The sequence below is a fragment of the Meiothermus rufus DSM 22234 genome (assembly GCF_000423425.1).
GTDB classification, from domain to species: Bacteria; Deinococcota; Deinococci; order Deinococcales; family Thermaceae; genus Meiothermus; species Meiothermus rufus.
Genome location: NZ_AUHY01000101.1, coordinates 1 through 5,387, shown reverse-complemented (window position 1 = coordinate 5,387; position 5,387 = coordinate 1). Strand labels below are relative to the sequence as shown.

Below are 5,387 nucleotides of genomic sequence, written 5' to 3'. Positions count from 1 at the left end.
CTGGGTGCGGGAAGGAGAGGAGACGCCGGAGATTCCGCGGGAGAGTGGGTTCAAGCCTTTGCCCAAGCGGTGGGTGGTGAAAGGACCTTTGCCTGGCTGGGGCGGAACCGACGGTTGGGGAAGGATTACGAGTACCATCCTGAGGTAGGGGAAGCCTGGATGTATTTGAGCATGATACGCTTACTGGTGAAGCGGCTGGCTAGGGCCGCGTAGCCTCTCGTGGAGGGCTTTTACGACAGCCTCTAAGAAAAGCTAACGCCTACCAACTCGAGGGTCTCCACTACGGAGCGTAGCACAATATAATCACGGTGTAGGAGCGGTTTTCGGAAAGAACCTTGCCGGAGATGAAGGTTTCGTTTTCCTGGCCAGCGGATCTGCCTTTTTGCTAAGAGGCAGTAATAGCCAAAACCGCGGTGCATCCGGAGGCGATATGGGAACGAAGTTTCTGGTTTTGTGGGAGCTGGATCTGTCCAGAATGCGCGGCGATTTTGCCGCCGTTATTATGCGAATGCCAGAGTATGCCCAAAAAATTCGAGAGCGGGGCAAGCTGGTCGGGCGCTACCACATCGTTGGGAGGCACGGCGGGGCCTGGATCTACGATGTGGACTCCAACGAAGAGCTCGAGTGCCTCTTGGCAATGGCCCCTGTTTACAACTTTGCAAAATACGAGGTGCTACCCCTGGCCGAAATGGACACCCCAACCCACGTATTCAAACCCGACGAAACCTGAGCCATGGCCGCTGTCAGGGCAGAGGGTCGAGGGTTCAGGCGTCTGGATCATCGAGCTGCTGTTGGAATCTCAGCAGGCCCTTCACACCTGGAACACGCCTACCTGCATCTGCTCCCGGATGGGGTTGAGGGCGCAGACCTCGAGGCTGTGGATGAGCCGCTGGCGGGTCTCGTGAGGAAAGATGACCTCGTCCACCCATAGCCGGGCCGCAGCGTAGCGCGGGTCGAGGGTTTCTTCATAGCGGGCTTTGATCTGCTGGTAAAGCTCCAGCAGGTCTTCCTCGGTGGGCTTCTTTCCTTCCCGCTCGAGCTTAGCCAGCTCGATCTCCATCAGGGTCTTAGCCGCGGCATTACCGCTCATGACCGCATACTTGGCCGAAGGCCAGGCGTAGATGAAGCGAGGAGCATAGGCTTTGCCAGCCATGGCGTAGTTGCCCGCACCAAACGAGCCGCCGGTAATGAGGGTAATTTTGGGCACCACCGAGTTGGACACCGCGTTCACCAGCTTAGCCCCCCGCCGGATGATGCCCTGCTGCTCGGACTCCTTGCCCACCATGAAGCCGGTCACGTCCATCAGAAAGAGCAGCGGAATAAAGCGCTGATTGACCTCGAGGATGAACCGGGCGGCCTTGTCGGCAGCCTCGGCGTAGATCACCCCACCCACCTCAATCTTGCCGGGCTTTTTGATAATCAGACGCTGGTTGGCCACGATGCCTACCGGGAACCCTCCCAGCCGGGCATAGCCGCAGACCAGGGTCTGGCCATACTCGGCCTTGTACTCGTGAAACACCGAACCGTCCACCAGCCGGGCCAGCACCTCCCGCACATCGTAGGGGCGGGCCCCATCAGGTGAGACCAGGCCGTAGAGGTCTTCCGGGGGGTGTGCTGGCTCCACCTCAGGCTGGCGCTCGGCAGCCCAGGGGGCCAGGGCCGGCTGGGCATACAAAGCAGCCAGGGCGCGGATACGGGCCAGGGCCGAAGCGTCGTCGGGTTCGTAAAAGTCCACCGTGCCCGAAACCTCGGCATGCATCCGGGCTCCCCCTAAGGCCTCCGAGTCCACCTCCTGCCCAATGGCCGCCTTGACCAGGGCCGGGCCGGCCAGGTATAGCCCCGAGCCTTCGGTCATGATGAGGGCATCGGTCATGAGGGGCAGATAGGCCCCTCCGGCCACACAATTGCCCATGATGGCCGAGATTTGCGGAATACCCATAGCACTCATGCGGGCATTCAGGTAGAAGATGCGGCCAAAATCATCCTGGTCGGGGAAGACCTCGTCTTGCAAGGGTAAAAACACCCCTGCCGAGTCCACCAGATAGACCGTGGGCAGGTGGTTTTCCAGGGCAATGGTCTGGGCCCGGATGACCTTCTTGGCGGTGATGGGGAAGAAAGCCCCGGCCTTCACCGTGGCATCGTTGGCGATGATCATCCAGTCCCGTCCTGCTATCCGGCCAATCCCGGTCACCACCCCTCCACCCGGGGCACCCCCCCACTCCGAGTACATCTGCCAGCCGGCATAGGCTAGGATTTCCTCCAGCGCGCTCCCCGGGTCTATCAGCCGGGCGATGCGCTCCCGGGCGGTCAGCCGTCCCCGAGCGTGCTGGCGCTCGATGGCCTTGGCCCCGCCCCCCTGGCGGACTTGCTCCAGCGAGGTCCGAAAATCGGCGATTAGGCGTACCCAGGCGTCTTTGTTCTGTTTGAAGGCCTCGGATTCGCGCTCCTTGGGGCTGATGCGGCTGTGCAACATGCCCAAAGTCTACCGTTTTTTAGGCTGCCCGCAGCAATTGCGTCATACGTTAACAGGGCGGATAAGCCCTTCCCGCACAAGCTCGTGCAGCAGCTCGGGCCGCTCCTCGACGGCCCGCCCCTCGGCGATGGCTTTGAGCAGCACTAAAGCCTCGGGCTCGAGGCGTTTGAGCTTTAGGTGGAGGTCGCTAAAGGGGTTGAGCGCGTCCTGGCCGCGCAGGGTGAGCTGGTAACGCCCGGTGGGGGCAATGGCGGTGAGGTGGGCCTGGTAGTAACGGGCCAGTTCAATGTAGCGCTGGGCGTTCTGGGTGGGCTCCACCGGACCCCGCACCTTGGCCGGAATGCCTACCGCCAGCATCCCCGGGGGAATCTCCATCTCCGGAGGCACCACCGCTCCAGCCCCCACCACCGCTTTGGCCCCTATTCTGGCCCGGTTGAGCACCACCGCTCCAATGCCAATAAGCGCCCCCTCCTCCACCCGCGCCCCATGCACCACCGCCCGGTGGCCCACCGTCACGTTCTGGCCCAAAAGGCAGGGGTCACCAGGGTCGGCATGCAAAATAGCCCCGTCCTGTATATTCGTGCCCGGCCCAACAACGATCCGCTCGGTATCGGCCCGCACGACGGCACCAAACCAAACCGAGGCCTGCTCGCCGATCTCGGCCTGGCCTACAATTAAAGCACCAGGGGCGATAAAGGCGGTGGGGTGGATCTGGGGTAAGCGTTCGTTCAAGCGGTAGACGGCCATGGAGCCTCCTTGCTTTAAGCTTGATCCAGGTTGTGTCTATACCAGGCTTGCCAGGCTCTCTCCAGCAAGGCCACATCCTCCGGGAAGGCCAAGAGGCGGCGGGCCTCCTCGAGGTCAAAAAACCCCGCCCCACTAAGCCCCTTTTCCAGCCGGGGCTGGCCCTGGCCTACCATCAAAAACCAGTGAATCTCGCGGGAAATGCCCTTGTTGTTGGTGTAGCGGGTGGGTAGCAGTGGCCCCAGAAGCCGGGCCTGGATGCCGGTCTCCTCGGCCACCTCGCGCAAAGCCGCTCGCTCGAGGCCTTCCCCGGCCTCGAGGTGCCCCTTGGGGAAACACCAGTACCCTAGGCGATCGCGAATCAGCAAAACCTGCCCCTGGGGGTTGAACACTACCCCACCAGCCCCCAACACCCCCTGGCTCATGCGAACTTCTCCCGCAAATAGCGCAAAGCCGCCTCATCCAAAAAAGGCCCACCCCGGTAGCGCTCCTCCAGGTTCTCCATCCCCACCAGGGTAGCAAAAGCCTCCTCGGTGGCCCGATCCCACAGGCCGCTTTGTGGGCCGGTGTAGTGCCCCAGCCGGTGTAGCAGGGCCTGAATCCAGCGAATCTCCTCCGAGCTAAGGGCCCTAGGCGACTCCTCCGCGCCAAAGAGCAGCCGGTGGATACCGAGAAGGCGCTCGAGCTCAGCCACCGGGTCGGGGTGGTCGTCCACCCGCAGGTCGATCCAGCGCTCCATCCCCCCGTACCCTTTACCCTGGCCCACCACCAACAAGGCCGCAGACTGCCGCCCGCGCCTGTCCCCCCCGGCCCGGTCAGCCTCCCGCAACGCCGCCACCAGCCGCTCGGGGAAGGCCAGATCGGTGCGCTTCAAGAAGGTCTGCTCCAAGGCCTCGACCACCTCCGGGCCTACCAGCAGGTTGCCCTGGGCCGCATAGTTGGGGCCCCAGCGCCCCCCGGCCCAGGCGTGGCAGGCTGTCCCGGTGTAGCTCAGGCTCTCGCCGTTGGCCAAAACATAGCCGAACTGCCGCTTGGATAGGTCGGGGTCGGTGCGGGCAAACACCGCCAGGATGTCTTCCGGGCCAGCCCCGGCCTCCATTAGGGCCAGCCCCTGGGGGCCAAAGGTAGGGTTGGCGTAGGACTGGGTAGCCACGGCCCCCACCCCCGCTTTAGCCCAGGGCACTACTGCACCCACCGCCAAAAATTTGCTGGCCACGGCCACAGCTAAATCGCCGGTATCGGCATCGCGGGCCACTAGGGAAAAGGTACTCACTAAGGTCATCTTGGGCCTTATCCTAACCCAAGTTGCCACCTATCATCGCCGCCCAATGGGATGAAAAAATAGCAGCCGCCATGCTGAACCAAGCGATAGCGGCCTTCTGCATTATAGACGACCTCCTCACCCTCATGGGCCACAACGATGACCCCCAGACCAAAACCCCCTCCAGCGCTATCCTCACCCTCGGTACCCTGGCCGCCTTGGCCTGCGGAGGCAACCACGCCAAAGCCCTGAACCTGGCCCAAGACCTCCGCCTCTTCACCCACATCCCCTCCAAAAGCCGCTTCAACCGAAGACTCCGTAGGCTTCGCCCCTACCTCCTCCCCCTCCTCTCCCTCCTCCGCCGGCTCTGGCCCAGCCTCCACCAGGCGCAGCAGTACGCCCTGGACACCTTCCCCATCCCCACCTGCGAGAATATCCGCGCCCCTCGCTCCCGCCTCGCCCCCGGCCTGGTCTACCGGGGGTATATTCCCAGCCGACGGGTCTACTTCCACGGCTTCAAGCTCCACCTCCTGGTGGACAAGGGCCTCTTCATCCACGAGCTCGTCCTCACCCCGGGTAGCCTGGCCGATCTCAAGGGGTTGCTCCTCCTGCCCCTGAACCTGGGGCCCGGGACTCTGGTAGCGGTGGACCGTGGCTATGGGAGCTATCTTCTTGAAGACCTTCTTCTGGAGGCGGAGGGGATACGCCTGTTGCCGGTGCGCAAGGAGAATTCCAAGCGTTTCCACCTCTGGTACCCGTATCTGGCCATTACGCAACGGCGGGTGGTGGAGACGGTGGGCAGTATGCTTCATGCCCTCTTCCCCAGGCGCATCCACGCCACAACGCAGGAAGGGTTCCTCATCAAGGTCATCCTATTCGTCTTGGCCCACAACCTCAGGTTCATGGAAA

The 5,387-nt window shown here is 62.8% G+C and carries 6 protein-coding genes and 1 pseudogene; 3 read left to right on the top strand and 4 right to left on the bottom strand.

Features of this window, described 5'->3' with window-relative positions:
• Positions 1 to 213: pseudogene (locus G552_RS16610) on the top strand (hypothetical protein); the annotation flags it as partial.
• A gap of 217 nt (positions 214 to 430) precedes the next feature.
• The gene (locus G552_RS0113325; protein WP_084640448.1) at positions 431 to 730 is read left to right on the top strand and encodes a muconolactone Delta-isomerase family protein; all 300 of its coding nucleotides are present in this window, start codon (positions 431 to 433) and stop codon (positions 728 to 730) included.
• A gap of 81 nt (positions 731 to 811) precedes the next feature.
• Here the strand turns inward: G552_RS0113325 and G552_RS0113320 are convergent, their stop codons facing one another.
• The 4 genes from G552_RS0113320 to G552_RS0113305 are packed head-to-tail and all read right to left on the bottom strand — an operon-like array spanning position 812 to position 4,499.
• Positions 812 to 2,473: an acyl-CoA carboxylase subunit beta gene (locus G552_RS0113320; RefSeq protein ID WP_027883456.1), complete on the bottom strand. Its 1,662-nt coding sequence runs from the start codon at positions 2,471 to 2,473 to the stop codon at positions 812 to 814.
• 42 nt (positions 2,474 to 2,515) lie between these two features.
• Positions 2,516 to 3,220, bottom strand: a complete 705-nt coding sequence (locus G552_RS0113315; RefSeq protein ID WP_027883455.1) for a gamma carbonic anhydrase family protein — start codon at positions 3,218 to 3,220, stop codon at positions 2,516 to 2,518.
• A gap of 14 nt (positions 3,221 to 3,234) precedes the next feature.
• A complete protein-coding gene (locus G552_RS0113310) occupies positions 3,235 to 3,642 on the bottom strand; it encodes an NUDIX hydrolase (protein ID WP_027883454.1) in 408 nt (135 codons plus the stop codon).
• Positions 3,639 to 4,499, bottom strand: coding sequence for a DUF1028 domain-containing protein (locus G552_RS0113305; RefSeq protein WP_027883453.1), 861 nt, complete (start codon positions 4,497 to 4,499; stop codon positions 3,639 to 3,641). Before G552_RS0113305 ends, G552_RS0113310 begins: the two co-directional genes overlap by 4 nt.
• Positions 4,500 to 4,570: 71 nt before the next feature.
• Between G552_RS0113305 and G552_RS0113300 the strand changes: the two genes are divergently transcribed.
• On the top strand, positions 4,571 to 5,387 hold an 817-nt coding region (locus tag G552_RS0113300), incomplete at its 3' end, for an IS982 family transposase (protein WP_027883452.1).